Genomic DNA, 25,959 nt, shown 5'->3' with positions numbered 1-25,959 from the left:
GGGCGTGCTCCGGCTCAGCCGCGGAAGGCCGCCTCGCCGGTGAGGGTCTGGCCCACGATCAGGGTGTGGACCTCGTCGGTGCCCTCGTAGGTGCGCACGGACTCGAGGTTGTTGGCGTGGCGCAGCGGGGAGTAGTCGCCGGTGATGCCGTTGCCGCCGAGGATGGTGCGGGCCTCGCGGCAGATCTCGATCGCGGTGCGGCAGTTGTTCAGCTTCGCCAGCGAGATCATGGCCGGGGTGAGGGTGCCGGCGTCCTTCGCACGGCCCAGCTGCAGGGCCAGCAGCTGGCCGGTCTGCAGGCCGGCGGTCATGTCCGTGAGCTTCTTCTGGGTCAGCTGGTAGGCGGAGAGCGGCTTGCCGAACTGGAGGCGCTCGCTCGAGTAGGCGATGGCCTGCTCGATGGAGTCGCGGGCGGCGCCCATGGCACCCCAGGCGATGCCGTAGCGGGCCTCGGACAGGCACATGAAGGGACTACGCAGGCCGGGGTTCTTCGGCAGGATCGCGTTGAGCGGCAGGCGCATGCCCTCGAACGTCAGGTCGCACTGCAGCGAGGCGCGCATGGACAGCTTCTGGGTGATGGGGGTGGCGGTGAAGCCTTCGGTGTCGGTCGGCACGATGAAACCGCGGACGGTCTCGCCGTCCTTGCCGTCCTTGATCTCCAGGTCCAGGGCTCCGGCGGCGTCCGCGGCGGCGACGTCCTCGTTGGAGACCTTCGCCCAGACCACGCCGAGCTGGGCCACGGAGGCCAGGCCGATCCAGCGCTTGGCGCCGTCGATGACCCACTCGTCGCCCTCGAGGCGGGCGCGGGTGACCATGGAGGCCGGGTCGGAGCCGGCGGTCGGCTCGGTGAGGCCGAAGAAGCCGATGGCCTCGCCCTGGGCCATCTTCGGCAGCCACTCGTTCTTCTGCTCCTCGGATCCGTGCTTGTGGATCGAGGACATGGCGAGCGAGCCCTGCACGGAGACGACGGTGCGCAGACCGGAGTCGCCGGCCTCCATCTCCTGCATGGCGATGCCGTACTCGGTGGCGGTGCGGCCTGCGCAGCCGTAGCCCTCCAGGTGCATGCCGAACAGGCCGAGCTCGGCCATCTCGGGGATGAGCTCGAGGGGGAGGACGGCGTCCTCGAACCACTGGCCGATGTTCGGGCGGACACGGCGGTCCACGAACTCGGCGACCCTGTCTCGAACGGCGATCTCCTCGGGGCTGAGGAGGGCCTCGATGTTCATGATGTCGGTGGGGTGCTTGGGCACGGTTCCTCCTGGCAGGGGCGGCGGCTGCTGCCGCACGGGTGGTCTCACAGCCACTCTAGGTGCGCGCATCCGGCGCTGACAGGGAAACAGGCACGACGACGGCACCCGCACCTCCGCCGGTGGGCGTCGGTGGAGTGCCCGCTCGCCGCTGACGTCACCTCATGTCCCGATCGGGGGTCGGTCAGATCATTCTGGTCTGAATCGCGCCGCCCTCGAGTGTGGCCGAGAAGGTGAGGCGCGGTGCAGTCGCCGGCGCCGAGCGAGGCGGGGCGGGGCAGACTCCCCGAACCGGCACGGTTCAGCCCCCGGTGCCCGCCCCGAACCGGCACGGTTCAGCCCCCGGCGCCGGGCGAGGCGGAGGCGGGGGAGCCGTCGTCGTGCTCCTGGAAGACCTCCACGGACGCCTGGACGACGGAGCGCAGGGCGGCGGAGTCGTGGTCCCGGCGCCAGATCATGCGCATGTCCATGGGGTTCGCCGGGCCGGAGAGGCGGACGAACCGGACGCCGGACTCGTGGTGGGCGTTGTCCCGGACGGTCTCCATGCTGAAGCCGACGCCGTTGCCGGCGGCCACGAGCACGAGCATGGTCCAGGAGTCCGGGGCCGTCTCGGTCACGCGCGGGATCACGCCGGCCGAGAGGGACAGCGAGGTGAAGCGGTGGTGCAGGGCCGCGCTGACACCGGTGGGCAGGACGATCCAGTCCTCGTCCGCGAGCTCGGCGAACGCGACCTCGTCCCGGTGGGCGAGGCGGTGGTCCGCGGGCAGGGCGATGAGGACCTCTTCCCGGCGCAGCAGCACCGAGTCCAGCTCCGGCGGCAGGTGGTCCCAGCGGCCGATCGCCAGGTCCAGGTGCCCGTCCATCACGCGGGAGAAGCCCTGGTGGGAGAACTGCGCGGAGTGCAGCTCGAGGGCCAGGCCCGGGTGGTCGGCCTTGACCCGGCGGGCCAGGCGGCCGACGTGCCGGTGGTTCGAGGTGCTGGCGAAGCCCAAGCGGATGCGGCCCGTGCGGCCGGCGGTCACGTCCGCCATCACTCGGTCCACGTCCGCGGCGGCGTCGGCGAGGCGCTGCGCGGCCGGCAGGAGGGCGCGGCCGGCGGGGGTGAGGGAGACGGTGCGGGTGGTGCGGTCGAACAGGGCGGTGCCGTAGGCGCGCTCCAGGTTGCGGATGGTGCGGGACAGCGGCGGCTGCGCGATGTGCAGGCGCTCGGCCGCCCGCCCGAAGTGCAGCTCCTCGGCCACGGCCAGGAACGCGTGGGCCTCGCGGACGTCCATGGGATGCTCCTCCTGCCGGGCGGGGCGCCGGGGCGACCAGGCTGGGCCGGGCGCCGCGGCGATCTATGCGCCGAGGGTAACAATCGGTGCGGATCGGCTATTGGACCTGAGACCGCGGCGGTGGTCTGCTGGAGCGAAGGACGCGGTGTGCCCGGCAGTGTGCCCGGCCCGCCGTCGAGGGACTTCCAGGAGGCGAGGCATGCAGAAGGCGACCGGACAGGACGGCGGCGAGGCGGCCGTCGTCGGGACGGACGGCACGGGGCCGGCGGACGCGAGCGGGCTCACCGGGGACGGCACCGGACCGCTGGCGGGGATCGTGGTGGCGGACCTGTCCCGGGTGCTCGCCGGACCGTACTGCACCATGCTGCTCGCGGACCTGGGCGCGACCGTCATCAAGGTGGAGTCGCCCGGCGGGGACGACACCCGCACCTGGCGGCCCCCCGTGCACGGGGACATGTCCACGTACTTCATGTCCGCGAACCGCAACAAGCACTCCATCGCCCTGGACATGAAGGACCCGGAGCAGCTGGAGCTGGTGCACCGGATCGTGGGCGAGGCCGATGTGCTGGTGGAGAACTTCAAGCCCGGCGGCCTGGCCAAGTACGGGCTGGACGCGGACTCCGTGGCCGAGCGCTGGCCGCACCTGGTGCACGCCTCCATCACCGGCTTCGGCACGGCCGCAGGCGCGCACCTGCCCGGCTACGACATGCTCGTCCAGGGCGTCTCCGGGTTCATGTCCCTCACCGGCGAGACGGACGGCCCGCCGCAGAAGGGCGGTGTGGCGATGATGGACGTGATGACCGGACTGCACTGCGCCGTGGCGATCCTGGCCGCGCTGCGCGAGCGCGAGGGCTCCGGCAGGGGCCAGCACGTGGAGCTCAACCTGTTCATGACCGCCCTGTCCGGCCTGGTCAACCAGACCTCCGCCTACGTGGCCGGCGGTGCCGTGCCGCGGCGCATGGGCAACGACCATCCCAGCCTGTTCCCCTACGGCCCCTTCGCCTGCCGGGACACGGACCTGATCATCTCGGTCGGCAATGACCGCCAGTTCGCCCGCCTGGCTGAGGTGCTGGGGATGCCGGAGCTGGCGCAGGACGAGAAGTTCGCCACCATGTCCGCCCGCAACGAGAACCGCGACGAGCTGCGGGCACTGATGGTGGGGCGCCTCGGCGAGCGGGACGCGCAGCAGTGGCAGGACGAGCTCGTGGAGGTCGGGGTGCCGTGCGCGCCCATCCTCGGCGTGGACGAGGGCATCGCGTACGCGGAGAAGCTGGGGCTGGACCCGGTGGCGGACGCCGGCGGGGTGCCGACCGTGCGCCACCCCGTGGACTACTCCCGCACCCCGGCGCGGCACGTGAAGGCCCCGCCGCACCTGGACGAGGACCGCGAGGCCGTCCTCGCCTGGCTCGAGGGCAGGGGCGCGGACTGCGAGGGCTGACGGCCCGGGCTGATAATCGACGGTTCGTCACAGGACCGCGGAGAATCTCTGCGATCTGGTGACGAACCGTCGATTATCCGGTGACGCGCTGCTCGGTAGCCCCGCCCAGCCGGGCCAGGCGGTCCACGGCGTACGCGTATCCCTGCACGCCGGTGCCGCACAGCACGGCCACGGCCACGCCGGAGATGTAGGAGTGGTGGCGGAACTCCTCACGGGCGTGGATGTTCGTCAGGTGCACCTCCACCACGGGCAGCTCGACCGCGCTGAGGGCGTCGCGGATCGCCACCGAGGTGTGGCTGTAGGCGCCCGGGTTCAGCACGATTCCCGCGTGCTTGCCGCGCGCCTCGTGGATCCAGTCGATGAGCTGCCCCTCGTGGTTGGACTGCCGGCACTCGACCGTCCATCCGAACCGCGCGGCGGTCTCGGCGGCCAGCGCCTCCACGTCGGCGAGCGTCTGCGTGCCGTACTTCTCCGGCTCGCGCGTGCCGAGCAGGTTGAGGTTCGGGCCGTTGAGGATCAGCAGGGAGGCGAGGCTCATGCCGCCAGCTTAGTGCGGTCGCCGCCGGGCACCGCGCCCGCTTCTCGACGCCGGCCCAGCGCGCTTCCCGACGACGGTCCTGCACCTTCCGCACGCAGGTGACCGGTCGTCGTCGGGGAGTCCATCCGCCACATCCACCGCACCGGCCATCGGCATCACCGGCTCGCCCTCCGGCGGCCTGGACTCGATGCCCCACAACGGTGCGGTCATCACCCTGCTCATGGTCTGCGGGATGACCCACCGCGAGTCCTACAAGGACGTCGGCATGGTCACGATCGTGGCGCCGGTGATCGTCACCGCCGTGGTGATCGGTGCGGTCACCTTCCTCGGCATCGCCTGATCCCCGGCAGCTACTGTGGCCGGCATGGAGAACTCCGTGCCGGCCACAGCCCTTCCAGCCCTCGGACTGGGGACCTACAAGCTCACCGGACCCGAGGGGCAGGCCGCGATCGAACGCGCCCTGGCACTGGGATACCGGCACCTGGACACCGCCCAGGCCTACGGCAACGAGGCCGTGGTGGGGGCCGCCCTGCGTGCTGCCGGAGTGCCGCGGGAGGCGGTGCAGGTGACCACCAAGCTCACCGCGGACGCCTTCGGCCCCGCGGACCGGGTCCGAGCCTCGCTGGAGGGCTCGCTCGAGCGGCTCGGCCTGGACCGTGTGGATCTTGTGCTCATCCACTGGCCGAATCCCTGGCGCACCGCGCAGGAGGGAACCTTCCGCCAGACCGCCGCAGCGCTCGCCGGCATGGTCGGCGACGACGGCCCGGCCGCCTCCTGGGGCGTGTCCAACTTCCTGTCCGAGCACCTCGAGACCCTCGCGGCCGACGGCCTGCAGGCGGCGGTGAACCAGATCCAGGTGGACGCCCTGGTCCAGCAGCGGTCCGTCCAAGAGGCGACGCGCGCCCACGGTGCCGCCGTGGTGGCCCACACGCCGCTGGGACGCGGCGGGAAGCCGTTCGAGGTGCCGGCCGTGACCGCAGCCGCCGCGGCGCACGGGGCCACCCCCGCGCAGGTGCTGCTGGCTTGGCACCGGCAGTCCGGGCGCGTGGCCATCCCGCGCTCCAGCTCCGCCGCGCACCTGGCCGAGAACCTCGCCTCCCTGGAGCTCGAGCTCACCGCAGACGAGCTGGCGGCCGTGGACGCCGCGGACTCCGGGCGGCCAGCCCGCCAGGACCCGCTCGAGTTCGGGATCTGAGGAGCGCCGCCGCGCTCCGGTGCCGCGGACGGAGGCGAGCGGACGCCGGAGGTGGGCGGCCGTCGTCGGGAAGCCGCCTGCCGGGTGGACGGACGGAATACGTCGGGCGCTGAACCGGGGGGCATCCGGGGCCGTCGTCCGTCAGCCTTGGAATAGACCGGGCGGGGCATCCTGTTGCCGCCTGACAGAACGCGCCGGACCGTGACCGCGTCCGCGGCGGACGCCGGCGAGAACCCGTCCGAAAGGATCCCTGCCATGGCCACCACCGACCTGACCCTCGAGTCCTTCCAGCAGACCATCGCCGAGAACGACACCGTCCTGGTGGACTTCTGGGCCGAGTGGTGCGGCCCCTGCAAGCAGTTCGCCCCGGTCTTCGAGGCCGCCTCCGAGCAGCATGACGACGTCGCCTTCGTGAAGGTGGACACCGAGGACCAGCAGCAGCTGGCCGCGATGGCCGGCATCACCTCGATCCCAACCCTCATGGCATTCCGTGGCGGCGTGCTCGTCTTCTCCCAGCCCGGCGCCCTCCCGGCTCCTGCCCTGGAGGACCTCGTGCAGCAGGTCAAGGGCCTGGACATCGAGGAGGTCCGTCGCATGGCCGCGGAGCAGGCGGCGAAGAACGACGCCGCCGCCCAGGGTGGTCAGGCCCAGGGCGGTCAGCCGCAGGCCTGAGGCGCGCGGCGCTCTGAAAGGGGAGCAGCCGTCGTCGTGGCGGTGCGGCCCTGCGCCGGGGCTGCCTCAGCGCCCCTCGAAGGCCCCCTGCCGCCACTGCTGCGCCAGCCACGGGCTGAACGCGGCGGGCACGGCGGCCAGGGCGGCGGTGAGGTCCGCGACCTGCACCCACTCCCATTCGGCGACCTCGTCCCACACCGGGGCGGGGTCGCCGTCCGTCTGCGCCCGGAACACCGGGCAGATCTCGTTCTCCTCCACGCCGGCGGCGTCCACCGCGCGGTAGCGGAAGTCCGGCAGCACCGGCTCCACGGAGTGCACCGGCACGCCCAGCTCCTGGACGGCGCGCCGCCCGACGGCCTCGGCCGGCGTCTCCTCCACGCCCGGGTGTCCGCAGAACCCGTTGGTCCACACGCCGGGGAAGGTCTTCTTCGCCAGGGCACGCCGGGTCAGCAGGAACCGGCCGTCCGGGCCGTACACGTGGCAGGAGAAGGCCAGGTGCAGGGGCGTGCCCTCGTTCTGGTGCCGGTGCACGGTGGCCTTCGGCTCGGTGCCGGCCGGGGTGCCGTCCTCGGCCAGGAGCACGACGACCTCCTCCGCGTCCCGGTGGCCGTCCCGTGTGCCGCCCTGCTCGGACGTCTGCGGAACGGCGTGCGGGTCGGCGGCGGCAGGATCGGGCTGTGCGGCGCAGGAGGTCATGCGGTCATTCTGTCAGGCCGGTGAGCCCGGCGGTCGGCGGCGGCGTCCTGGGCCCTGACCTGGGCGGAGGCCGGCGCGCCGCACGGCCGCCGGACCTGGTGCCGGGGCTGCCGTCCGAGCTGGTGCCGAGGCTTCCGAACGGCGACCCGTGGCCGACGTGACCCAGGTCACCCACGCGATGGTGTGCCGTCACATCCAGCGTACAGTGGCCCAATGTGCCCGGCTCGGGACCCCGGGCACGCGCGCCGCCGGCAGGGGGAATCCGGCGAGGACGCGCACCGTGAATGCACCGAAGCTGAACGAAGAGAAGAACGGAAGAGAGACGAGATGACCCGCATCGCCCGCACCTCACGCGCCGCCGCCCTCGGCGCCGCCGCCCTGCTCGCCCTGACCGCCTGCGCCGGTGAGTCCCAGGACGCCGAGCAGGAGACCGCCGACCAGTCGGCCACCCAGTCCGAGTCCACCTCGTCCGAGGGTGGCGAGGACGCCGCCCCGCAGGCCGAGGAGGTCTCCTTCTCCGCCGGCGACTGCCTGACCAACGATCCGGGCGCCCGTGACGTGGGCACCTTCGAGAAGGTCGACTGCGACGACGAGCACAACGCCGAGTACCTCTGGGCCGTGCCGGAGAAGGGCGAGGACGACACCACCGACACCGAGTCCGTCTGCCGCACCACCGGCGCGAAGGCCGGCAAGCAGCTCGACGTGACCGTCTCCGCCACCGAGCTGCGCAACTCCGCCGACGGCTCCCAGCACTGCCTCGTCTACGCGGTGTCCGACGGCTGGGAGGGCCAGATCGTGGACCCGTCCACCACCCTCGAGGACGCCCAGGCCGAGGCCGACGCCTGAGCCGGACGCACGGGAAGGGCCCCGCGCCGTCAGTGTGACGGGGCGGGGCCCTTCCGTCTGCCAGGGCGAGGGCCCACCCCGGGCGGGCCGTCAGGCGGCGGCGAGGGGCCGTCGTCGCGCCTCGGCCACGATGTTCTCGGCCATGGACGGGAACACCAGGGCGTGGAACGGCAGGATGGCCGTCCAGTAGGCGCGGCCGACCAGGCCGGAGGGCATGAACACGGCCCGCTGGCGGTAGACGCAGCCGCCCTCGGTGCGCTCGACGCCCAGCTGCAGCCAGGCCCGTCCGCCGGCGCGCATCTCGGCGCGCAGGGTGAGCAGGCGGCCGCGGTCGATGGACTCCACGCGCCACCAGTCCACATGGTCGCCGAGGCGCAGGCGCTCCGGGTCGCGGCGGCCGCGGGACAGCCCCGGCCCGCCGATCAGCTTGTCCATCCAGCCGCGCATCCGCCACAAGAACGGGGTGGAGTACCAGCCGTTCGGGCCGCCGATGGACTCGAGCACGGGCCAGAGTTGCTCCGGGGAAAGGTCCGTCTCCTTCTCCCGCTCGTCCGTGTAGACGGTGGAACCGGCCCAGCCCGGGTCCGCGGGCAGGGGAGCGGCCGGGTCCCGGCCGACGCTCTGGTCCGCATCCCAGGTGACCTCGAGCGGCCCCTCCTGCTCGCGGGCCAGCGCCCGGCGGACGGCCTCCTTGTAGGAGGTGAGACCTCCGGCGGGGTCCGGGACGATCTCGGCCACGGTGTGGTCGTCCGTGACGGCGTCTTCGGCCAGCGACGCGGCCAACGGCATGGCCACGCCCACCGGGATGGGGGTGACCAGTCCGATCCACACGCCGGACAGGCGCATGGCGGGCAGCGGCAGGGCGATCACGCGCCGGCGGCCGAGCTCAGCGACCTCCGTGTAGTCCGTGAGCATGGACGCGAAGGTCTGCGGGGTGCCGCAGCCGATCTGCCCGCGGGCCTGCACCGGGGCCTCGAGGGCGCACGCGTGGACGAGGTAGTGCAGCACGTCCCGGATGGCGATCGGCTCCACCCGGTTCCCCAGCCAGGAGGGGCCCGGCATGATCGGCAGGCGCTCGGTGAGGTGGCGGATCATCTCGAAGCTGGTCGAGCCGGAGCCGATCACGATGCCGGCCTCGAACGTCAGGGTGGGGACGGAGGACTCCTCGAGGCGGCGGGCCACGAGCTCGCGGGAGCGCATGTGGTCCGAGAGCTCCTCCACGGGCCGGTCCGGGTGCAGGCCGGAGAGGTAGACCAGCTGGGCCACGCCGGCGGCCTCGGCCGCGGTGGCCACGGTGTCCGCGATGGACTGCTCGCGCTCCACGAAGCCGGCCCCGCCGCCCATCGAGTGGACGAGGTAGAGGACCGTGTGGATGTCCTGCATGGCGGCCAGCACGTCCTCGGGATCGGAGAGGTCGCAACGCACGATCTCCACATCGGAGCCCCAGGGGCGGTCGGCGAGAGCGTCGGTGTTGCGGGCCGCGGCGCGCACCGTGAAGCCGGCGGCGAGCAGCTCCGGGATGAGACGGCCGCCCACGTAGCCGGAGGCGCCGGTGACGAGCACGCGGCGGCCGTGGCCGCCGGGGAGGCGGAGCTGGAGGGGAAAGGAAGGGGTCATGCCGAACACGCTAGGGCTCGCGGTAGGGGCTTGGGCAGGGGTGGGGTGCGTCCACACCGCTGTGACCACGCAGGCGGGGGAGTTCTAGGATGGACGAATGGTCTCCGACCCGTCGCGCACCAGCACGCCTCGCATCGACACGGACGCGATCCGCGCCGTGGTGGGTGCCACCTTCGCCTCCCGCGGGCTCCAGTACGCGAGCACCAGTCGGGTGGGACGGGTGACGTTCGACCCCGAGGAGGGCCTGCTCACCGCCCAGGTGGCCGGCTCGGTCCCGCGGCCCTACCGGGTGCGCGTGTGGCTGCAGCCGTCCGTGGCCGCGGACCTCCAGCCTGAGGGCACCGACCCGCTGGACATGGAGTGGGAGCCGGTCTCCGGCGAATGCACCTGTCCCGTGGGCGCGGACTGCAAGCATGTGGCGGCGGTCTGCTACCGCGCCGTCCGGCTGCGCTCGGACGACGCGCTGGACCGGGCGAAGACGGATCTGGCCTCCATGATCACCACCGCGGACGAGCTCGCCGCCCGCTCGGCCGGCTCGGCGGCAGCCGCCCGGCCCTCCCTGGGCGACGACGGCCCGGCCGGCTCGGGTGCCTCCCGCACCGCCGCCGCGGACTGGCGTCGGATCATGGAGCCGCTGGCCGGACTGCAGACCTCCTCGGTGCGCGCCCCGCAGGCGCCGCTGGCGATCGGCGTGGAGCTGGTGGCCGAGTCCTCCCACTCCATGTACCAGCAGTGGGGTCCGGCCGGCGCCGGCGAGGATCGGCTGCGTGCCGGGCGCGGGCTGTTCGTGCTGCTGCGCCCCCTGAGGCGGGGCGCGAAGGGCACCTGGATCAAGGGAGGGCTGACCTGGAAGCGGTTCCAGTACCCGCGGGCCGAGTTCGACCCCGCCCACGAGCGGGCGCTGCGGCTGATCTACCGGCAGCTGATGGCCGAGGAGACGTATCCCACGGACGCGTGGATCATGCTCCACCAGTTCGACTCCACCCGGATCTGGCAGCTCCTCGAGGGCGCCGAGAAGGCCGGTGTGGAGCTCGTGGCGCAGGGTTCGCTGTCCGATGTGGTGCTGGAGGATCCGGTCCATGTGGGCCTGGACGTCCGTGAGGCCGACGGCGGGGAGCTGGCGGTGTCCCCGCGGCTGCTCACCGCCGCGGACCACCAGGTCGAGGCCTCCGACGTCTACCCGGTGGGCGGCATCGGGTTCTACCGGGTCCGCGAGGCCGAGGAGGGCTTCGTGGCGCACCTGGTGCCCGCCGCACAGTCTCTGGCCGAGCCCGTGCAGCACCTGCTCGAGTCCGAGAAGGCGCTCACCGTCCCGCAGTCGGACCGCGCGGACTTCCTCGAACGCGTCTACCCGCGACTGAAGAACCAGATCGAGGTGGCCTCCACGGACGGCTCCGTGGACCTGCCCGAGTTCGAGCCGCCCACGCTGCGCCTGCAGGCCGACTTCCAGCCGGACCACCAGCTGGACCTGTACTGGTCCTGGCTCTACTTCGACCCGCCGCGCCAGGTGGAGGTGGACGCCAGGGACGCCTTGCGGGACACCGCCCACGAGCGGCAGGTGCTCGCCCGGGCCGCCGAGGTGTGGCCGCACGCCGGCAGCACCGGACGCCAGGCCCTGGAGGGCGTGGCCGCGGCCCGCTTCTCCGAGACCGTCCTGCCGCAGCTGGCGAAGGTGGAGCACGTCCGCGTGGACGTCACCGGCGAGCGCCCGGACTACCGCGAGCTCACGGCCGTGCCGCGGATCGAGGTCGGCACGAAGGCGACGCAGAACGACTGGTTCGACCTGGGGGTGCAGGTCTCCGTGGACGGCCACGTGCTGCCCTTCGCCGAGCTGTTCACCGCGCTCGTGCACGGCAAGACCGCCCTGATCCTCATGGACGGCTCCTACCTGTCCCTGGACCATCCGGCGTTCGAGAAGCTCAGGGCGCTGCTGTCCGAGGCCGCCACGCTGCAGGAGTGGACCCCGGAGAACCAGCAGGTCTCCAAGCACCAGGCCGCCTTCTGGGAGGACCTCAAGGACCTGGCGGACGAGGTGCAGGAGGACCCGGCCTGGACCGCGGCCATGGGCCGGCTCGCCGCCACCGAGCGGCTCCCGGACCCCGAGGTCCCGGCCGGGCTCCGGGCCGAGCTGCGCCCCTACCAGCGCGAGGGCTTCCGCTGGCTGGCGTTCCTGCACGAGCTCGGGCTCGGCGGCATCCTGGCGGACGACATGGGCCTGGGCAAGACCGTCCAGACCCTCGCCCTGCTCTGCCACGCCAAGGAGCGGCGGATCGTCGCCGGTGAGGCGGCGCAGGAGGCGCCGGCCCAGGCGGAGGCGGGCGCTGCGGATGCCGTGGTGGAGGCGGCCGACGCGGTGGCCGACCCGGCCCGAGCGGCCGGTGAGGAGCCGTTCCTGGTGGTGGCGCCGTCGTCGGTGGTCTCGGTGTGGGCCGCGGAGGCGGCCAAGTTCGCCCCCGGCCTGGACGTGCGCGTGGTGGACCAGACCACCCGCAAGCGCCGCACCCCGCTGGTGGACGAGGTGGCCGGCGCGGACGTGGTGGTCACCAGCTACACGCTGCTGCGCATCGACGCGAAGGAGTACCACGCCCGGACGTGGGCCGGTCTGGTGCTGGACGAGGCCCAGTTCATCAAGAACCGCACCGCCAAGGTGCACCAGGTGGCCCGAGACGTGCAGGCCCCGTTCCGCCTGGCCATCACCGGCACGCCCATGGAGAACTCCCTGGCCGACCTCTGGGCGCTGCTGGAGGTGGCCGTGCCCGGGCTGTTCCCCAGCCACCGGCTGTTCCGCGAGGAGTACATCAACCCCATCGAGACCGGTGAGAACCCGGAGCGGATGGACCGGCTGCGCCGCCGCCTGCGTCCGTTCATGCTGCGCCGCTCCAAGGAGCTGGTGGCCAAGGACCTGCCGCCGAAGCAGGAGCAGGTGCTCTCCGTGGAGCTCGAGGCGGCGCACCGCAAGCTCTACGACCGCGTGCTGCAGCGCGAGCGCCGCAAGGTCCTGGGCCTGCTGGACGACGTGGACGGCAACCGCTTCACCATCTTCAAGTCCCTGACGCTGCTGCGCATGCTGGCGCTGGCGCCGTCGATCGTGGACGACCAGTACGCCTCCGTGCCCAGCTCCAAGATGGAGCGGTTCCTGGACGACCTGACGGAGGTGCTGAGCGAGGGGCACCGGGTGATCGTGTTCAGTCAGTTCACGACGTTCCTGAGGACCGTGGGCGAGGAGCTGGACCACCTGGGCGTGGACTACGCCTACCTGGACGGCTCCACCCGCCGCCGCGCCGAGGTGATCCAGGGCTTCCGCGAGGGCGACGCCCCCGTGTTCCTGATCTCCCTGAAGGCCGGCGGCTTCGGCCTGACGCTGACCGAGGCGGACTACGTGTTCCTCATGGACCCGTGGTGGAACCCGGCGGCCGAGGCGCAGGCCGTGGACCGCGCGCACCGCATCGGGCAGGACCGGACCGTCATGGTCTACCGGATGGTGTCCCAGGGGACGATCGAGGAGAAGGTCCTGGACATGCAGCGCCGCAAGGCCGAGCTGTTCGGGGCGCTCATGGACGAGGCCGACGACTCCGGCGCCGGCGCCTTCACCGACTCCCTGACCGCCGACGACATCCGCGAGCTCCTCGGTGCCGACGACTGAGTGACGGGTACCCGGTGCTGCCGGGCTCACTCCGGTGCCGGGCGGCTGCCCCGGAGGACGGCCTGGGCGCTGGGTGCCGCCGGCCGCCGAGTCAGGCCTCCGGGGCCCCCTCGGCCGGCGTCTCGAACACCACCAGGCACACGGGGGCGCCGTTCGGCGTGGTCGCTCGGTAGGTGACCCTCGAGCCGTCACCGGGGCTGGCGAAGCCGCCCTCGCAGGTCGGGGACTCGAGCTCGGTGTGCTGACTGTCCGTGAGGGTGACCGGGGTGTTCAGGGCGCAGATCACCAGCGTGGAGTAGGTGTAGCCCTCCCGCGTCGCCACGTCGACCTGTGCGACCCCCTTGCCCCAGGCCTCTCAAGCGACCTCGCCCAGGAGGTGCCCGAACCCATCCGGCCCCTGCTGCTCGCGCAGGTAGTCCTCGTAGGCGGTCCCGCCCGCCTGGTAGAGCTCGGCGGGCCACTCCTCCTCGGACGGCGACGACGGCGCCGTCGCCTTCGCCGAGATCGTCGCCTCTGCGGCGCTCTCACCCGACCCCGTCGGGGAGGTGCCGACCAGGGCGGAGGGGGAGGCCGTCGTCGGGGTGGAGGTGGTGGAGCCCCCGGTCTCGGTGCACCCGGTGAGGGCGGCCGTGAGCAGCAGGGGGAGTGCGATGCCGGCCAGGCGGGTGCGGGACATGGGGCCTCCTCGTGGGTGCCGCGCCCAGGTGGCCTGGGCTGAATGTAAACCAGTGCCGGGCGGTGGAGAAGAGCCGTGCCCGAATCGAGATGCGGCTAGCGTGGGTGCATGCGTGAGAGGTAGAGCGAGCGCCGTCGGCGGGGACCCTCGGCGGGCGTCCTGCCCCAGGACTCTCCGACGAACACGCCCAGGGGATGCTCGGTCCCGTCCCAGCTCTCGCGCAGCGACATCGGCGTGGAGGCCTCGAACCGGAGGCAACGGGGTGGTTCTCGCTAGCCTGTCCAGAAGGAGGGGCCCGTCAGTGAACGCGGATTTCGCGCTGGTCAGAGCCGAGATGCCCTTTGCGGCCACTCGGGACGACTGTCTTCTACGTGCTCGCCCGATCACGCGTGGTTCAGCCGGTCAAGCTAGGACGGTTCTGTGTCTGAGATTGCATGTGCATCCGGACAGGTGTATTGTGATTCACAGCTCGCATCCCCCAAGCCCATTCATTCACCGAAGATTGGATTTGGTTGAGAGTATGAAGACGTTCAAAAGAGTGACATTAGCTGGCTTGGTCTGTGCAGGCCTCGTTTTCGGCGGCGCACCCGCAGGTGCCCTCGAGGCTAACGGTATTCCTGCGTCCAGTGTCGTGGTGACAGAGCCTCATCGGGCTCACGGGAAAAGCCCTGCAGTCACCTCAGAGGATGTTCGCCTGGCCCAGCAGTACACCTCTGTCGTTGATGGTGAGACGGTATTCGACTTCGAGGGCGCTGTGGACGAGGGAGTGAATGTGAAGTTTGCTCAGGACTACCACTCTTTCATTGCGGATATCCAGAACACATACGCTGACGCGGAATCTCGCACTTATAATCTGGTATATAGCGGAGGTGCGGCGCGGATCGTGACGCATCAAGACTCAAGTGCGTCAAAAAGTGGCGGTGCTAGGACTACGGATGCGCTCTCATGTGTAGTGTCAGCGACCGGCTTCTCTCTCGCCACTGTCTCCCTTGCGGCCGCCGTTGTCGCTTCTGGTGGCCTCTTCGCCCTTGCGCTGGCCGGATACTCTGTCAGCTTCATTGCCACATTCCGTGACTGTTATGACTATGCCTGATACCAGGAAGCATGGATCCGACCAGGGGCGCGGCGGTGTGGGAGCGGCGCGCGACGGTCGACGAGGCTCCGCTGCGCTCATCGTGACTGTGATGCTCGTGTTCGTCCTGGTCGCGGCCGCTACGCTGGTGGATGGTCTGAGTGGAACCGTAGATGTGGTGCTGATCGTCGCGGCGATTCTAGGCCTGTTGTGGGGCACCTGGCTGCTCCTCGCCTCCAGGGGTCGGGAGCGTTCGTAGCGGCGACGCCCCCGGGGACGCCCAGACGGCGCCCCCGGGGCATCCTGTCAGTGCCTCCGGCGCTGCAGGGGAGGCAGAATGTCCTCGCGGCGCAGGGAGCCCCTCGTGGGTGCCGCGCCCAGGCGGCCTGGGCTGAATGTAGACCAGTGCCGGGCGGCGGAGAAGGGCCGTGGCGGAACGGAGATGCCGATACCGTGAGGCCATGCGTGAGATGCAGAGCGATCGCCGTCCGCTGGGCCCGTCGACGCGTGCCCAGGTGCCGCCGTTCATGGTGATGGACATCCTCGGGAGAGTGGCCGAGCTGCGCGCCGAGGGCCGCGACGTGGTGTCCCTTTGCGCCGGCGAGCCCGGGGCCGGCGCCCCGCCGACCGTCAACGAGGCGGCCGCTGCCGTGCATGCCTCCGGGAGAGCGCTGACGTACACTCCGGCCTCCGGGATCCGGCCGCTGCGCGAGGCGATCGCCGGACACTACGCCCGCTGGTACGGGCTGGACGTGGCCCCCGAGCAGGTCGCCGTCACCACGGGCTCTTCCGGGGCCTTCCTGCTCGGCTTCCTCTGCGCCTTCGAGGCCGGCGACCGGGTGGCCCTGGCCCGCCCCGGCTACCCGGCCTACCGGAACATCCTGACCTCGCTGGGCTGCGAGGTGGTCGAGCTCGACGCCGGCCCGGACGTGCGCCACCAGCCGACCGTGGAGCTGCTCGAGGCCGCCGAGGCCGAGGGCGGACCGCTGGCCGGACTCATCCTGGCCTCTCCGGCCAACCCGACCGGGACCATGGTGAGCGCCGAGGAGCTCGAGGCGCTCGCCGTGTGGTGCCAGGAGCATCAGGTGCGCCTGGTCTCGGATGAGATCTACCACGGCATCGTCTACCGGGGCGCCGCTGCGGCAGGGGTGGCCGAGGCCACCGAGACCACGGAGACGGTGGCCGCGTCCACCGACCCCGCGGACAGGGGCGCCTGCGCCTGGACCTTCAGCCGCACCGCCCTGGTGATCAGCTCCTTCTCCAAGTACTGGGGCATGCCCGGCTGGCGGCTGGGCTGGATGCTGGTTCCGGAGGACCTGCGCGCCGCCGTGGAGGGGCTGGCCGGGTCGGCGGCCCTCTGCCCGCCGGCGGCGGCGCAGGAGGCGGCGGTCGCCGCGTTCGGACAAGCAGCCTATGAGTTCTGCGAGGAGCAGGTGCGCGGGTTCGCCGCCACCCGCGAGGTCCTGCTGGAGCGGGTGCCGGAGCTGGGCTGGGCGGACGTGGCCCCGGCGGACGGCGCCTTCTACCTCTGGGCCCGCCTGCCGCAGTGGGCGCTTGAGAGGTACGGGAACGCCCTCGGCTACTGCACCGCTCTGCTCGAGGAGGCCGGCGTGGCCATCACCCCCGGCGACGACTTCGACGCCGTCCACGGACCGGAGTCTGTGCGTCTGTCCTTCGCGGCCGGAAAGGAGGCCGTGGCCGAGGCGCTGGAGCGGATCGTGGCCTGGCAGGAGCGGGTGCGGCCCGGGCCCGGGCCGGGGGGGGCGGCCGTGAGCGGCGCGGACTCCACCCTGGACCGGCTCATCCGGATCCTCGAGGCATTCGACGCCGAGCATCCCAGCCTCACCACGGCCGAGCTCGCGCAGCGGGCGGGACTGCCGACGGCCACGGCCTACCGCTGGGTCGAGCGGCTGAGGGAGTCCGATCTGCTGGAGCGGGACGGCGGCCGCGTCCGGCCCGGCCTGCGCCTGTGGGAGCTGGCGTCCCGGTCCGCGCCGTCCGTCTCCCTGCGTCAGGCGGCCATGCCGTTCCTGGACGACGTCCACGCGGTGCTGCGCCAGCACGTGCAGCTGGCGGTGCTCGACGACGAGGGCGTGCTGGTGCTCGAGCGCCTGTCCGCCCGGGGGGCGGTGGCGAACCAGGCGACGGTGGCGGGCCGTCTGCCGACCTTCACCACCTCACTCGGCCAGGTGTTGCTGGCGTTCTCTGCGCGGCCCCGCGTGGCGGCGTACGTGCGTGCCCACGCCGCGGAACTCGGTGGGCCGGTGCCTCCGACCAAGGGCAGCGCGGCTCCGGCGGTGAACCCCACCGAGGACGAGCTGCGGAGCATCCTGGCCCATGTGCGCAGTCAGGGGCATGCCGCCGTGGTGGGGCGCATCGACGCGGAGGCGCGCGGCATCGCCGTCCCGGTGCGAGACGGCGCCGGGCGGACCGTCGCGGCTCTCGGCGTCGTGGTGCCCAGGCAGATGGCCGCGGATGCGGCCATCGCACCTCTGCTGATGACGGCGGCACGCGGCATCGGCCGCTCCCTGGGCTGAACGGCAGGCGAGGGGCGTGGCGGAGGCGCCCGGTCCGTCGTCGGGAGGGGCCTGAGAGCCCGACGACGGCTCCTCGCCTCCGCGGGGAAGGCCGGGGGAGTGCTGTGGCGGGGCCTGCGCCCCCGCATTCCCACCGGACAGCGTTCCCACCGGGCAGCATTCCCACCGCGCGTCATTCTCACTGAGTGGGAATGCACCTACCGTCGCACTGTGCTCTGGTTCACGCTGGTCCCAGCCTGCGGCCGCATCACCCGGCCCGCCCTGTCCCGTCCCCCAGGAGCCTCCATGACCTCACCGCAGACCACCACCGGCACCCGCGTCGGGATCGTGGGCGCCGGCCCGGCCGGCCTCATGCTCTCCCATCTGCTCGCCCGTGCGGGCGTGGACAACATCGTCCTGGACCGCCGCTCCCATGAGGAGATCTCCCACACCCACCGTGCCGGCATCCTGGAGCAGCCCAGCGTGGACATGCTCACCCAGACCGGCGTGGACGGTCGCATCGGGGAGCTGGGGGACGAGCACGAGGGCATCGACCTGCGTTTCGGCGGCGAGTCCCACCTGCTGCACTTCCCGGAGCTGGTGGGCGCCACCGTCACCCTCTACGCCCAGAACGAGGTGTTCGTGGACCTGGCCGCCGCCCGTGCCCGGGACGGCGGGGACGTGCGCTTCGAGACCGAGGTGACCGAGGTCCTGGACGTGGACTCGGACCGCCCGGGCGTCCGCTTCCGCTCGCTCGCGGACGGCGCCGACCCGGACGAGGTCCACGAGCTGCGCTGCGACCTGCTGATCGGCGCGGACGGCTCCCGCTCCGTGGTCCGCCGTGCCCTGGCCGACGGCGGCTCCCAGGACCTGTCCCACGAGTACCCGTTCGCCTGGTTCGGCATCCTCGCGGAGGCACCGAAGTCCTCCCCGGAGCTGATCTACGCCCGCCACGAGCGCGGCTTCGCCCTGATCTCCCAGCGCTCGGAGACCGTGCAGCGCATGTACTTCCAGTGCGATCCGGGCGAGAAGCCGGAGGACTGGTCCGACGACCGCATCTGGTCCGAGCTGCAGGCTCGCGTGTCCGGCCCGGACGGCTTCGAGCTGAAGACCGGGCCCATCTTCGACCGCACCGTGCTGCCGTTCCGCTCCTTCGTCCGTCAGCCCATGAGCCGCGGCAGCGTCTTCCTGGCCGGCGACGCCGCCCACACCGTCCCGCCGACCGGCGCGAAGGGCCTGAACCTCGCCTTCGCCGACGTCCGCGTGCTCGCCGACGCGATCCTCGCCTGGGCGGACACCGGCACCCGCGAGAAGCTCGACGGCTACCAGGACACCGCGCTGCGCCGGGTGTGGAAGGCCCAGAACTTCTCCTTCTGGATGACCTCCATGCTCCACACCCGGGCGGATGCCACCGCGTTCGAGAACCGCCGCATCCTCGGCGAGCTCGAGTCCGTCACCGGCTCCCGGTTCGGCATGCAGCACCTGGCCGAGCAGTACACCGGCTGGCCGAACTCCTGACCGCCGTCCGCCGGTTTCCCGGCGTCCGACGACGGCCCCGCCCGCCCGCCGGCCCGCCGGCCGCTGGCCCTCCGCGGCCCGGCCGCCCCAGAACCCGACGACCCCACCGACCCTCCGAGAGGAGCCACCCATGAGCAGCACCGCCCCCGCCCCGGACGAGGAGGCGTTCGAGGACGCGCACGTCCTCGACCCCGCGGCCACGCAGGACTCGCAGGAGCAGATCAGCTCCGAGATCTCCGCGATCCACGCCGAGGCCTCCGGCGAGACCCAGCCGCGGCTGGACTTCCCCCCGTACCGCTCCTCGCTGCTGCGCCACCCCACCAAGTCGATGGTCCATGCGGACCCGGAGACCATCGAGCTGTGGTCCCCTGCGTTCGGCGACCGTGACGTGCATCCGCTCGAGTCGGACCTGACCATCCAGCGCGGCGGTGAGCCGATCGGCGAGCGCATCAAGGTCCGCGGCCGCGTCCTGGACGGGGACGGCCGCCCGGTCCGCGGACAGCTCGTGGAGATCTGGCAGGCCAACGCGGCCGGCCGCTACGTGCACAAGCGGGACCAGCATCCGGCCCCGTTGGACCCGAACTTCACCGGCATCGGGCGCACCCTCACAGACGAGCAGGGCCGCTACGAGTTCACCACCATCAAGCCGGCCCCCTATCCGTGGAAGAACCACCACAACGCGTGGCGTCCGGCGCACATCCACTTCTCCCTGTTCGGCACGGACTTCACGCAGCGGATGATCACCCAGATGTACTTCCCGGGGGACCCGCTGTTCAGCCTGGACCCGATCTACCAGGGCATCACGGACCAGAAGGCCCGTGACCGCCTGGTGGCCACCTACGACCACTCGGTCACCAGCCACGAGTGGAACACCGGCTACTACTGGGACATCGTCCTGTCCGGCAGCAACCGGACGTGGATGGAAGACGAGGAGGGCGAGCACTGATGCGCATCGACGAGAACACCGAACGCGGCGAGGACGGCCGCCTGGTCCCCACCCCGGGCCAGACCATCGGCCCGTTCTTCGGGTACGCCACCCCCTATGAGAACGTGCACCTGCCGTGGTGGGACGGGCAGAACCTGGTCCCGCCGACGCACCCGGACGCGGTCCGCCTCTACGGCACCGTGTATGACGGCGAGGGCACCCCCATCCCGGACGCGATGCTGGAGATCTGGCAGCCGGACGCGCAGGGGAGGATCTCCCGGAAGGACGGCTCCCTGGTGCGGGATGGCTTCACGTTCACCGGCTGGGGGCGGTCCGTCACGGACAACGTGGGCCGCTACACCTTCTCCACCGTGGAGCCCGGCGCCACCGACGCAGGACGCGCCCGGTTCATCCACCTGGTGGTGTTCGCCCGCGGGCTGCTGAACAAGCTGCACACCCGCGTGTACATTCCTGAGGACACGGAGGCGCTGGCCGCGGACCCGTTCCTGTCCGGCCTGGACCCGGAGCGCCGGAACACGCTGATCGCGCATCGGGACGAGGACGGCTCGCTGCGCTTCGACGTGTGGATCCAGGGTGCGGGGGAGAACGCGGACAAGGAGACCGTGTTCCTGCAGTTCCCCGGCATCGAGTACCCCGTCCACGACTGACGCCCGGAAGGCCCCGACCGCCGATGACCGACCACCCCTCCTCCTCCTCCGTGCCGCCGCGCCCGGCCGCGGACCACGGCCTGCTCGACCCCGCCCTGCCCGCCTCGGCGGTGACGGCACAGACCTCGGATGCGGCCGTCGTCGCCGGCCTGCTGGAGGTGGAGGCGGCCTGGACGCAGACGCTCGCGGAGGCGGGGGTGGTCTCGGCGGACGAGGCCCGGGCCGTGCGGGCGGCGGCGGATCGGCTGGCTGGGTCCGTGGACCTGGACGAGCTGGCCCGCGCCGCCACGGCCGGCGGCAACGCCCTGATCCCGCTGCTGAAGCGGCTGCGGGCGGAGCTGCCGGCCGGCTTCACGGCGGTGCATGTGGGGGCGACCAGCCAGGACATCGTGGACACCATGCTCATGCGCATGGCCGTCCAGGCGGCCGGGACGGTGGTGGCGGACCTGAGGGCCGCGGCCACGGCGCTGGCGGCGCTGGCCGTGGAGCACCGCTCCACCCCGATGGTCGCCCGCTCCCTGGCCCAGCACTCCCTGCCGATCACCTTCGGGCTGCGCGCGGCGAACTGGCTGGACGGCCTCGCCCGGGCAGCGGACCGCCTGGCCGCCGCCGCGGCCGCCCTGCCGATCCAGTGGGGCGGTGCCGCCGGCACGCTGGCCGCCCTGGACGGCGCGCTCGCCTCCGCCCGTGCGGACGGCCGGCTTCCCGACGACGGCTCCGGCCCCGACGCCTTCGCCCTCACCTCCGCCCTGGCCTCCCGGCTGGGCCTGCAGGATCCGCCCGGCCCGTGGGACACCACCCGCCTGCCGGTCACGCAGGTGGCTGCGGCCCTGGCCGACGCGGTGGCGGCCTGCGGGCGGATCGCCAACGACGTGCTGCTCTCCTCCCGCGTGGAGATCGGTGAGCTGGCCGAACCCACTGCCCCCGGGCGTGGCGGCTCCTCCGCCATGCCGCACAAGCAGAACCCGGTGCTCTCCGTGCTGGTGCACTCCCTTGCGCTGTCCGCGCCCGGGACGCTCGCCCAGGTCTACACCGCCGCCGGGGCCGCGAACGAGGACCGCCCGGACGGCGCCTGGCACGCCGAGTGGCCGGCCCTGCGCCGCCTGCTGCGGGACGCCGGTGCCGCCGCGGCCCTGACCCGTGAGGTGGCCGAGGGCCTGCGGGTGCGCCCGGAGAGGATGCGCGCCAACCTGGACCGCACCGGTCCGGTGCTGGTGTCCGAGCGCCTGATGTCCGCGCTGGCCCCGCGGATCGACGAGGACCGCGGTGAGCCCGGGGCGGGCCGTGCGACGATCCAGGCCGCCGTGGACGCCCATCTGGCCGGCACGGGCGACTTCCGCGCCGCCCTGCGACAGGCCGCCCCCGCCGCCGTGTCCGATGCCGAGCTGGACCGGCTCTGCGACCCCGGCGGCTACGTGGGCCTGGCCGAGCAGGTGGTGGACCGGATCCTCGCCGCCCACGGCCTGGACGGCGCCGCCGAGAAGACCGACGACTGAGACACGACAGGAAAGAGACCACACACCCATGAGCCTGCCGACCGTGACCACCACGCTGCTGAAGGGATCCGACGCCCCCGCCCGGGTGCTGTGCGTCGGCGCCGGACTCGGCACCGGCGTCCAGGCCCTCTGGGCCGAATGCGCCGCCCTGATGCCGGCGGACACCCTCGTGATCGGCTGGGACCTGCCCGGCCACGGCGCCTCCCGGCCCCACGACGAGGCGACGACCGTGGCGGACCTGGCGGACGCCGTCGTGAAGGGTCTGGACCAGCTGGCCGACGCCGGCCAGATCCCGTCCGACATCCCCGTCCACTGTGCCGGCGTGTCCCTCAGCGGCGCGGTGGCGCTGCAGCTGGCGCTGGAGCATGCGGACCGGCTGGCCTCGTCCGCCGTGATCTGCTCGGCCGCGAAGATCGGCGAGCCCCAGGCCTGGCGCGAGCGCGCCGAGCTGGTGGAGAAGGCCGGAACGCCCACCATGGTGGTCGGCTCCGCGCAGCGGTGGTTCGCCGAGGGGTTCATCGAGCGGCATCCGGAGCGCACCACCGGGCTGCTGCACACGCTGCAGGACGCCGACCGGCACTCCTATGCGCGGATGTGCGAGGCGCTGGCGGCGTTCGACGTCAGGGACCGGCTGGGCGAGCTGACGCTGCCGGTGCTGACGATCCACGGTGAGCAGGACGCGGTGACGCCTCCGGCGGCGGGGGAGGAGATCGCCGTCGGCGCCCCTGCGGGAGTGGTGCGCACCCGTGCGCTGGCCGAGGTGGCGCACCAGGCCCCGCTGGAGGCACCGGAGCAGGTGGCCTCCGCCCTGGTCGAGACGATGGACGCGGCCGAGCAGGCCGCCGGGGCGGACGCCGCGGCGAAGGAGGAGAAGTGATGGACGGGCAGCCGATCGGACATGACATGGACCGGACCTCCCAGGAGGTCTACGACGCCGGCATGGCCGTGCGCCGTCAGGTCCTCGGGGACGCGCACGTGGACCGCGCCGAGGCGAAGAAGGACGCCACCTCCGAGGATTTCCAGAACCTCATCACCCGCTACGCCTGGGGCACCGTGTGGACCCGTCCGGGGCTGGACCGGAGGATGCGCTCGGCCGTGACGATCACCGCGATGGTGGCCGGCGGCTACTGGGACGAGTGCGCCATGCACCTGCGCGCCGCCCTGCGCAACGGCCTGACGCGCGAGGAGATCCAGGAGATCCTCCTGCAGTGCTCGATCTACTGCTCGGTGCCGGCGGCGAACATCGCGTTCACGCTGGCGCAGAAGGTCTTCGCGGAGGTGGACGCGGACCTGGAGGCCGGCAAGCCGCTCTGAGGCGGGCCGGGTGCGCGGGGTGGGGTGTGCCGGCCTCCCGCGGCGAGCCAGAGGCTTCGGCTGCTTGAACGCGCCGTGAACCGTGCGATTCTTCTGGCTCGGCTCGCCGTCCGGGCGCGGGGTGCGCGTGGCGTGGTGATCGCGAGAGCATGGAGCTGCACCGGGATCGACCCCGTGCCTGCACCACCTGCAGCCCCGCCCCCGAAGGAGCACCATGGCATCGCGCGAGCGCATCGGACTGATCGGAGCCGGCCCGTCCGGCATGGCCCTGCTGCGGGCGTTCTCACTGGCTGAGAAGGCCGGCGCACAGGTCCCCGAGGTGGTCGCGTTCGAGCGCCAGGACGACTGGGGCGGCCAGTGGAACCTGGACTGGCGCACCGGCGCGGACAAGTACGGCGAGCCGGTGCACTCCTCCATGTACCGGGACCTGTGGATCAACGGGCCGAAGGAGTGCATGGAGTACCCGGACTACCCCTTCGACCGGCACTTCGGCCGTGCTGTGCCGTCCTACCTGCCGCGCGAGGTCATGTCCGAGTACATCCGCGCCCGGATGCAGGACGTGGACGTCCGCGGGCAGATCCGTTTCTCCACCGCCGTCCGCTGGGTCCAGAAGCACGACGACGGCCGCTTCCGTCTGACTGCACAGCACCTTGTCAGCGGGGAGAGCGTGGTCGAGGAGTTCGACCGAATCGTGGTGGCCTCGGGCCACTTCCACACGCCGCAGGTGCCGTCGTGGCCGGGCATCGAGTCCTTCCGCGGGCAGGTGCAGCACGCCGGTGACTACCGGTCGGCCGAGGGCTATGTGGGCAAGCGGGTGCTCGTGATCGGGTCCAGCTACTCGGGCCAGGACCTGGCGCTGCAGCTGCACCGTGCCGGCGCGAAGCACGTGACCACGGCCTACCGGAAGCAGCCGCAGGACATCGCCTGGCCGCAGGGGATGGACGAGCAGCCGGAGGTGCAGCGCTTCGACGGGAACACGGTGACCTTCGCCGGCGGCGCGCAGGCCGAGTACGACATGGTGCTGCTGTGCACGGGCTACCTGCACCACTACCCGTTCCTGCCGCAGGAGCTGGCGCTGGGCGGGCCGAACCTGCTGTGCCCGATCGGGCTGTGGAAGGGCGTCGTCTGGCATGACGACCCGGACGTGCTCTACGTCGGCGCCTCGCAGCAGCTGTTCACCCTGACCCTGCTGGAGGCGCAGGCCTACTTCGCCCGGGACGTGCTGCTGGGGCGCGTGGAGGTGCCCGAGGCCGAGGAGCGGAAGGCGGACATGGACGCCTGGTTCGAGCGGATGACGCAGATCGACGGCCCGCCGGCCGCGCTGGCCTACCAGGGCGCCTACATCCAGGACCTGTCCGCCCACACCGACTGCCCGGAGGTGGATGTGGAGGCCGTGGCCGAGACGTTCCTGCAGATGCGGGATGCCCGCATCGAGGACGTGCGGACCTTCCGCGACCGTCAGCACCGCTCGACGGTGACCGGCACGATGGCCGTGCCGCACCACACCCCGTGGATGCAGGAGTTCGACGACTCCGCGGAGAACTTCCAGCGCTGACCTGGGACTCCGACCCCGTCCACTTTCGTTCGTGAAAACGTCGGGTCCCAGAGCGCTTTCGTTCAGAAAATCGTCGCGTTCCAGTGCGTTTTCGTTCGTGAAAACGGCGCGTCCGCGTGCACTGTCGTTCGGGAGAACGTCGATTCCGCGGCCGCCGGGCCGGGTGCGACGGGCGCATTCCCAGAGTCTGAGCCTGGCCCGCGGGCAGGGTCGTGGACATTGAATCTGCCTCTGCGGATGATTTTGCTATGGTCTTGGGGACCCCACCTCTCGGCCCTTTTCTGGCGCGCCCGGAGGCGGCGTCGAGCGTCTCTGAGTCTTCATGGGGGACTCCGCTCCGCATCGGGGTCCGATGGAACCGCGCGGCCCCGGCCGTGCAGAGAGGTGTGCATGAACAACACGCAGCGGATCGCAGTCATCGGCGCGGGCCCGTCCGGGATCGCCGCCCTCCGTGCCTTCGAATCGGCGGAGCAGGCCGGTGCGGAGGTCCCGGACATCGTCGCCTTCGAGAAGCAGTCGGACTGGGGCGGCCAGTGGAACTTCACCTGGCGTACGGGCATGGACACGACCGGGGAGCCGGTGCACTCCTCCATGTACCGCAACCTGTGGTCCAACGGGCCCAAGGAGGTCCTCGAGTTCGCCGAGTACACCTTCGACGAGCACTTCGGCCGTCCGATCTCCTCCTACCCTCCCCGGGAGGTCCTGTGGGACTACATCGACGGGCGCATGCGCGGGTCCGAGGCCAAGTCCAAGGTGCGCTTCAACACGGTGGTCCGCTGGGTCCAGCACCGCCCGGAGACCGACGACTTCGTGGTCTCGTCGGAGGACCTGCTGACGGGTCAGACCCGTTCCGAGCGGTTCTCCCACGTGGTGGTGGCCACCGGCCACTTCTCCTTCCCCAACGTGCCCGCCTTCGAGGGCATCGAGACCTTCCCCGGCCAGGTCATGCACGCCCACGACTTCCGGGGTGCGGAGGCGCTCGCCGGCAAGCGTGTGCTGCTCGTCGGGTCCTCCTACTCCGCCGAGGACATCGGTTCGCAGATCTACAAGATG

General features: G+C 72.0%; 24 protein-coding genes and 1 pseudogene. 18 read left to right on the top strand and 7 right to left on the bottom strand.

Annotated features, from left to right (window positions below; translation table 11 throughout):
- Positions 1 to 14: 14 nt before the first annotated feature.
- Positions 15 to 1,226 (bottom strand): acyl-CoA dehydrogenase family protein, encoded by a 1,212-nt coding sequence (locus MLY01S_RS07070; protein ID WP_245232164.1) that lies wholly within the window; start codon positions 1,224 to 1,226, stop codon positions 15 to 17.
- A 356-nt stretch (positions 1,227 to 1,582) separates the two neighbouring features.
- Entirely contained in the window at positions 1,583 to 2,521 is a 939-nt protein-coding gene (locus tag MLY01S_RS07065; RefSeq protein ID WP_067190661.1) for a LysR family transcriptional regulator, read from the bottom strand.
- 199 nt (positions 2,522 to 2,720) lie between these two features.
- Here MLY01S_RS07065 and MLY01S_RS07060 point away from each other — a divergent pair, with 199 nt between their 5' ends.
- Complete coding sequence (locus tag MLY01S_RS07060; RefSeq protein ID WP_082739820.1) at positions 2,721 to 3,959, top strand: CaiB/BaiF CoA transferase family protein; 1,239 nt, start codon at positions 2,721 to 2,723, stop codon at positions 3,957 to 3,959.
- 73 nt (positions 3,960 to 4,032) lie between these two features.
- Here MLY01S_RS07060 and aroQ read toward each other — a convergent pair whose 3' ends face one another.
- Complete coding sequence (aroQ, locus tag MLY01S_RS07055; protein ID WP_067190659.1) at positions 4,033 to 4,497, bottom strand: type II 3-dehydroquinate dehydratase; 465 nt, start codon at positions 4,495 to 4,497, stop codon at positions 4,033 to 4,035.
- A gap of 187 nt (positions 4,498 to 4,684) precedes the next feature.
- Here aroQ and MLY01S_RS12105 point away from each other — a divergent pair, with 187 nt between their 5' ends.
- The 3 genes from MLY01S_RS12105 to trxA all read left to right on the top strand — a co-directional run bounded on the left by MLY01S_RS12105 (position 4,685) and on the right by trxA (position 6,364).
- On the top strand, positions 4,685 to 4,837 hold the full coding sequence (locus MLY01S_RS12105) for a hypothetical protein (RefSeq protein ID WP_245232161.1): 153 nt from the start codon (positions 4,685 to 4,687) through the stop codon (positions 4,835 to 4,837).
- Positions 4,838 to 4,861: 24 nt separating this feature from the next.
- Entirely contained in the window at positions 4,862 to 5,692 is an 831-nt protein-coding gene (locus MLY01S_RS07050; RefSeq protein WP_070637498.1) for an aldo/keto reductase, read from the top strand.
- Positions 5,693 to 5,947: 255 nt separating this feature from the next.
- The gene (gene trxA / locus MLY01S_RS07045; RefSeq protein WP_067190655.1) at positions 5,948 to 6,364 is read left to right on the top strand and encodes a thioredoxin; all 417 of its coding nucleotides are present in this window, start codon (positions 5,948 to 5,950) and stop codon (positions 6,362 to 6,364) included.
- Between the two features lie 66 nt (positions 6,365 to 6,430).
- On the opposite strand, the gene idi is transcribed toward trxA, so the two are convergent.
- A complete protein-coding gene (idi, locus tag MLY01S_RS07040) occupies positions 6,431 to 7,060 on the bottom strand; it encodes an isopentenyl-diphosphate Delta-isomerase (RefSeq protein ID WP_082739819.1) in 630 nt (209 codons plus the stop codon).
- A gap of 327 nt (positions 7,061 to 7,387) precedes the next feature.
- Here idi and MLY01S_RS07035 point away from each other — a divergent pair, with 327 nt between their 5' ends.
- On the top strand, positions 7,388 to 7,906 hold the full coding sequence (locus MLY01S_RS07035) for a hypothetical protein (RefSeq protein WP_067190653.1): 519 nt from the start codon (positions 7,388 to 7,390) through the stop codon (positions 7,904 to 7,906).
- A gap of 90 nt (positions 7,907 to 7,996) precedes the next feature.
- Here the strand turns inward: MLY01S_RS07035 and MLY01S_RS07030 are convergent, their stop codons facing one another.
- A complete protein-coding gene (locus MLY01S_RS07030; protein WP_067190679.1) occupies positions 7,997 to 9,523 on the bottom strand; it encodes an SDR family oxidoreductase in 1,527 nt (508 codons plus the stop codon).
- Positions 9,524 to 9,620: 97 nt separating this feature from the next.
- Between MLY01S_RS07030 and MLY01S_RS07025 the strand changes: the two genes are divergently transcribed.
- Positions 9,621 to 13,166, top strand: a complete 3,546-nt coding sequence (locus MLY01S_RS07025; protein WP_067190651.1) for a DEAD/DEAH box helicase — start codon at positions 9,621 to 9,623, stop codon at positions 13,164 to 13,166.
- Positions 13,167 to 13,257: 91 nt separating this feature from the next.
- Here the strand turns inward: MLY01S_RS07025 and MLY01S_RS07020 are convergent, their stop codons facing one another.
- On the bottom strand, positions 13,258 to 13,488 hold the full coding sequence (locus MLY01S_RS07020; protein WP_067190649.1) for a hypothetical protein: 231 nt from the start codon (positions 13,486 to 13,488) through the stop codon (positions 13,258 to 13,260).
- A 33-nt stretch (positions 13,489 to 13,521) separates the two neighbouring features.
- Positions 13,522 to 13,842, bottom strand: coding sequence for a hypothetical protein (locus tag MLY01S_RS07015; RefSeq protein WP_067190647.1), 321 nt, complete (start codon positions 13,840 to 13,842; stop codon positions 13,522 to 13,524).
- A gap of 520 nt (positions 13,843 to 14,362) precedes the next feature.
- Between MLY01S_RS07015 and MLY01S_RS12420 the strand changes: the two genes are divergently transcribed.
- The 12 genes and pseudogenes from MLY01S_RS12420 to MLY01S_RS06965 form a co-directional block, all read left to right on the top strand.
- Positions 14,363 to 14,935, top strand: a complete 573-nt coding sequence (locus MLY01S_RS12420) for a hypothetical protein (protein ID WP_135103333.1) — start codon at positions 14,363 to 14,365, stop codon at positions 14,933 to 14,935.
- A 91-nt stretch (positions 14,936 to 15,026) separates the two neighbouring features.
- Positions 15,027 to 15,173 carry a hypothetical protein gene (locus MLY01S_RS07010; RefSeq protein ID WP_157531276.1) on the top strand — a complete coding sequence of 49 codons (147 nt, stop codon included), beginning with the start codon at positions 15,027 to 15,029 and terminating at the stop codon, positions 15,171 to 15,173.
- A 211-nt stretch (positions 15,174 to 15,384) separates the two neighbouring features.
- Positions 15,385 to 16,641 (top strand): annotated as a pseudogene (locus MLY01S_RS12640) (pyridoxal phosphate-dependent aminotransferase); the annotation flags it as partial.
- Positions 16,633 to 17,451, top strand: coding sequence for an IclR family transcriptional regulator (locus MLY01S_RS12635; protein ID WP_255218014.1), 819 nt, complete (start codon positions 16,633 to 16,635; stop codon positions 17,449 to 17,451). The pseudogene MLY01S_RS12640 and the gene MLY01S_RS12635, both read left to right, overlap by 9 nt.
- A 285-nt stretch (positions 17,452 to 17,736) precedes the next feature.
- Entirely contained in the window at positions 17,737 to 18,948 is a 1,212-nt protein-coding gene (locus MLY01S_RS07000; RefSeq protein WP_067190642.1) for a 4-hydroxybenzoate 3-monooxygenase, read from the top strand.
- 130 nt (positions 18,949 to 19,078) lie between these two features.
- On the top strand, positions 19,079 to 19,894 hold the full coding sequence (gene pcaH, locus MLY01S_RS06995; protein ID WP_067190640.1) for a protocatechuate 3,4-dioxygenase subunit beta: 816 nt from the start codon (positions 19,079 to 19,081) through the stop codon (positions 19,892 to 19,894).
- On the top strand, positions 19,894 to 20,541 hold the full coding sequence (gene pcaG, locus MLY01S_RS06990; protein WP_067190638.1) for a protocatechuate 3,4-dioxygenase subunit alpha: 648 nt from the start codon (positions 19,894 to 19,896) through the stop codon (positions 20,539 to 20,541). Before pcaH ends, pcaG begins: the two co-directional genes overlap by 1 nt.
- Positions 20,542 to 20,564: 23 nt before the next feature.
- Positions 20,565 to 22,037, top strand: a complete 1,473-nt coding sequence (locus MLY01S_RS06985; protein ID WP_067190636.1) for a lyase family protein — start codon at positions 20,565 to 20,567, stop codon at positions 22,035 to 22,037.
- Positions 22,038 to 22,065: 28 nt separating this feature from the next.
- Positions 22,066 to 22,914, top strand: coding sequence for an alpha/beta fold hydrolase (locus MLY01S_RS06980; RefSeq protein ID WP_067190635.1), 849 nt, complete (start codon positions 22,066 to 22,068; stop codon positions 22,912 to 22,914).
- Positions 22,914 to 23,351, top strand: coding sequence for a 4-carboxymuconolactone decarboxylase (gene pcaC, locus MLY01S_RS06975; protein WP_067190633.1), 438 nt, complete (start codon positions 22,914 to 22,916; stop codon positions 23,349 to 23,351). The genes MLY01S_RS06980 and pcaC overlap by 1 nt, the downstream gene beginning before the upstream one ends.
- Before the next feature lie 214 nt (positions 23,352 to 23,565).
- Entirely contained in the window at positions 23,566 to 24,906 is a 1,341-nt protein-coding gene (locus MLY01S_RS06970) for an NAD(P)-binding domain-containing protein (protein ID WP_067190631.1), read from the top strand.
- Positions 24,907 to 25,296: 390 nt separating this feature from the next.
- On the top strand, positions 25,297 to 25,959 hold a 663-nt coding region (locus tag MLY01S_RS06965), incomplete at its 3' end, for an NAD(P)-binding domain-containing protein (RefSeq protein WP_157531275.1).

This window comes from Micrococcus lylae NBRC 15355 (assembly GCF_001570885.1).
Lineage (GTDB): Bacteria > Actinomycetota > Actinomycetes > Actinomycetales > Micrococcaceae > Micrococcus > Micrococcus lylae.
Note: the sequence above shows the minus strand (reverse complement) of the source record. Positions and strands in the feature narration are given on the sequence as shown.

Coding starts and splice junctions, on each gene's coding strand:
- MLY01S_RS07025 (WP_067190651.1), top strand. CDS start 9,621: ATGGTCTCCGACCCGTCGCGCACCAGCACGCCTCGCATCGACACGGAC.
- aroQ (WP_067190659.1), bottom strand. CDS start 4,497: ATGAGCCTCGCCTCCCTGCTGATCCTCAACGGCCCGAACCTCAACCTG.
- MLY01S_RS06970 (WP_067190631.1), top strand. CDS start 23,566: ATGGCATCGCGCGAGCGCATCGGACTGATCGGAGCCGGCCCGTCCGGC.
- MLY01S_RS07000 (WP_067190642.1), top strand. CDS start 17,737: ATGACCTCACCGCAGACCACCACCGGCACCCGCGTCGGGATCGTGGGC.
- MLY01S_RS07010 (WP_157531276.1), top strand. CDS start 15,027: ATGCTCGTGTTCGTCCTGGTCGCGGCCGCTACGCTGGTGGATGGTCTG.
- MLY01S_RS07030 (WP_067190679.1), bottom strand. CDS start 9,523: ATGACCCCTTCCTTTCCCCTCCAGCTCCGCCTCCCCGGCGGCCACGGC.
- pcaC (WP_067190633.1), top strand. CDS start 22,914: ATGGACGGGCAGCCGATCGGACATGACATGGACCGGACCTCCCAGGAG.
- MLY01S_RS12105 (WP_245232161.1), top strand. CDS start 4,685: ATGCCCCACAACGGTGCGGTCATCACCCTGCTCATGGTCTGCGGGATG.
- MLY01S_RS07035 (WP_067190653.1), top strand. CDS start 7,388: ATGACCCGCATCGCCCGCACCTCACGCGCCGCCGCCCTCGGCGCCGCC.
- MLY01S_RS07050 (WP_070637498.1), top strand. CDS start 4,862: ATGGAGAACTCCGTGCCGGCCACAGCCCTTCCAGCCCTCGGACTGGGG.
- pcaG (WP_067190638.1), top strand. CDS start 19,894: ATGCGCATCGACGAGAACACCGAACGCGGCGAGGACGGCCGCCTGGTC.
- MLY01S_RS06985 (WP_067190636.1), top strand. CDS start 20,565: ATGACCGACCACCCCTCCTCCTCCTCCGTGCCGCCGCGCCCGGCCGCG.
- MLY01S_RS06980 (WP_067190635.1), top strand. CDS start 22,066: ATGAGCCTGCCGACCGTGACCACCACGCTGCTGAAGGGATCCGACGCC.
- MLY01S_RS07015 (WP_067190647.1), bottom strand. CDS start 13,842: ATGTCCCGCACCCGCCTGGCCGGCATCGCACTCCCCCTGCTGCTCACG.
- MLY01S_RS07065 (WP_067190661.1), bottom strand. CDS start 2,521: ATGGACGTCCGCGAGGCCCACGCGTTCCTGGCCGTGGCCGAGGAGCTG.
- pcaH (WP_067190640.1), top strand. CDS start 19,079: ATGAGCAGCACCGCCCCCGCCCCGGACGAGGAGGCGTTCGAGGACGCG.
- MLY01S_RS07070 (WP_245232164.1), bottom strand. CDS start 1,226: ATGAACATCGAGGCCCTCCTCAGCCCCGAGGAGATCGCCGTTCGAGAC.
- MLY01S_RS07060 (WP_082739820.1), top strand. CDS start 2,721: ATGCAGAAGGCGACCGGACAGGACGGCGGCGAGGCGGCCGTCGTCGGG.
- trxA (WP_067190655.1), top strand. CDS start 5,948: ATGGCCACCACCGACCTGACCCTCGAGTCCTTCCAGCAGACCATCGCC.
- MLY01S_RS12420 (WP_135103333.1), top strand. CDS start 14,363: ATGAAGACGTTCAAAAGAGTGACATTAGCTGGCTTGGTCTGTGCAGGC.
- idi (WP_082739819.1), bottom strand. CDS start 7,060: ATGACCTCCTGCGCCGCACAGCCCGATCCTGCCGCCGCCGACCCGCAC.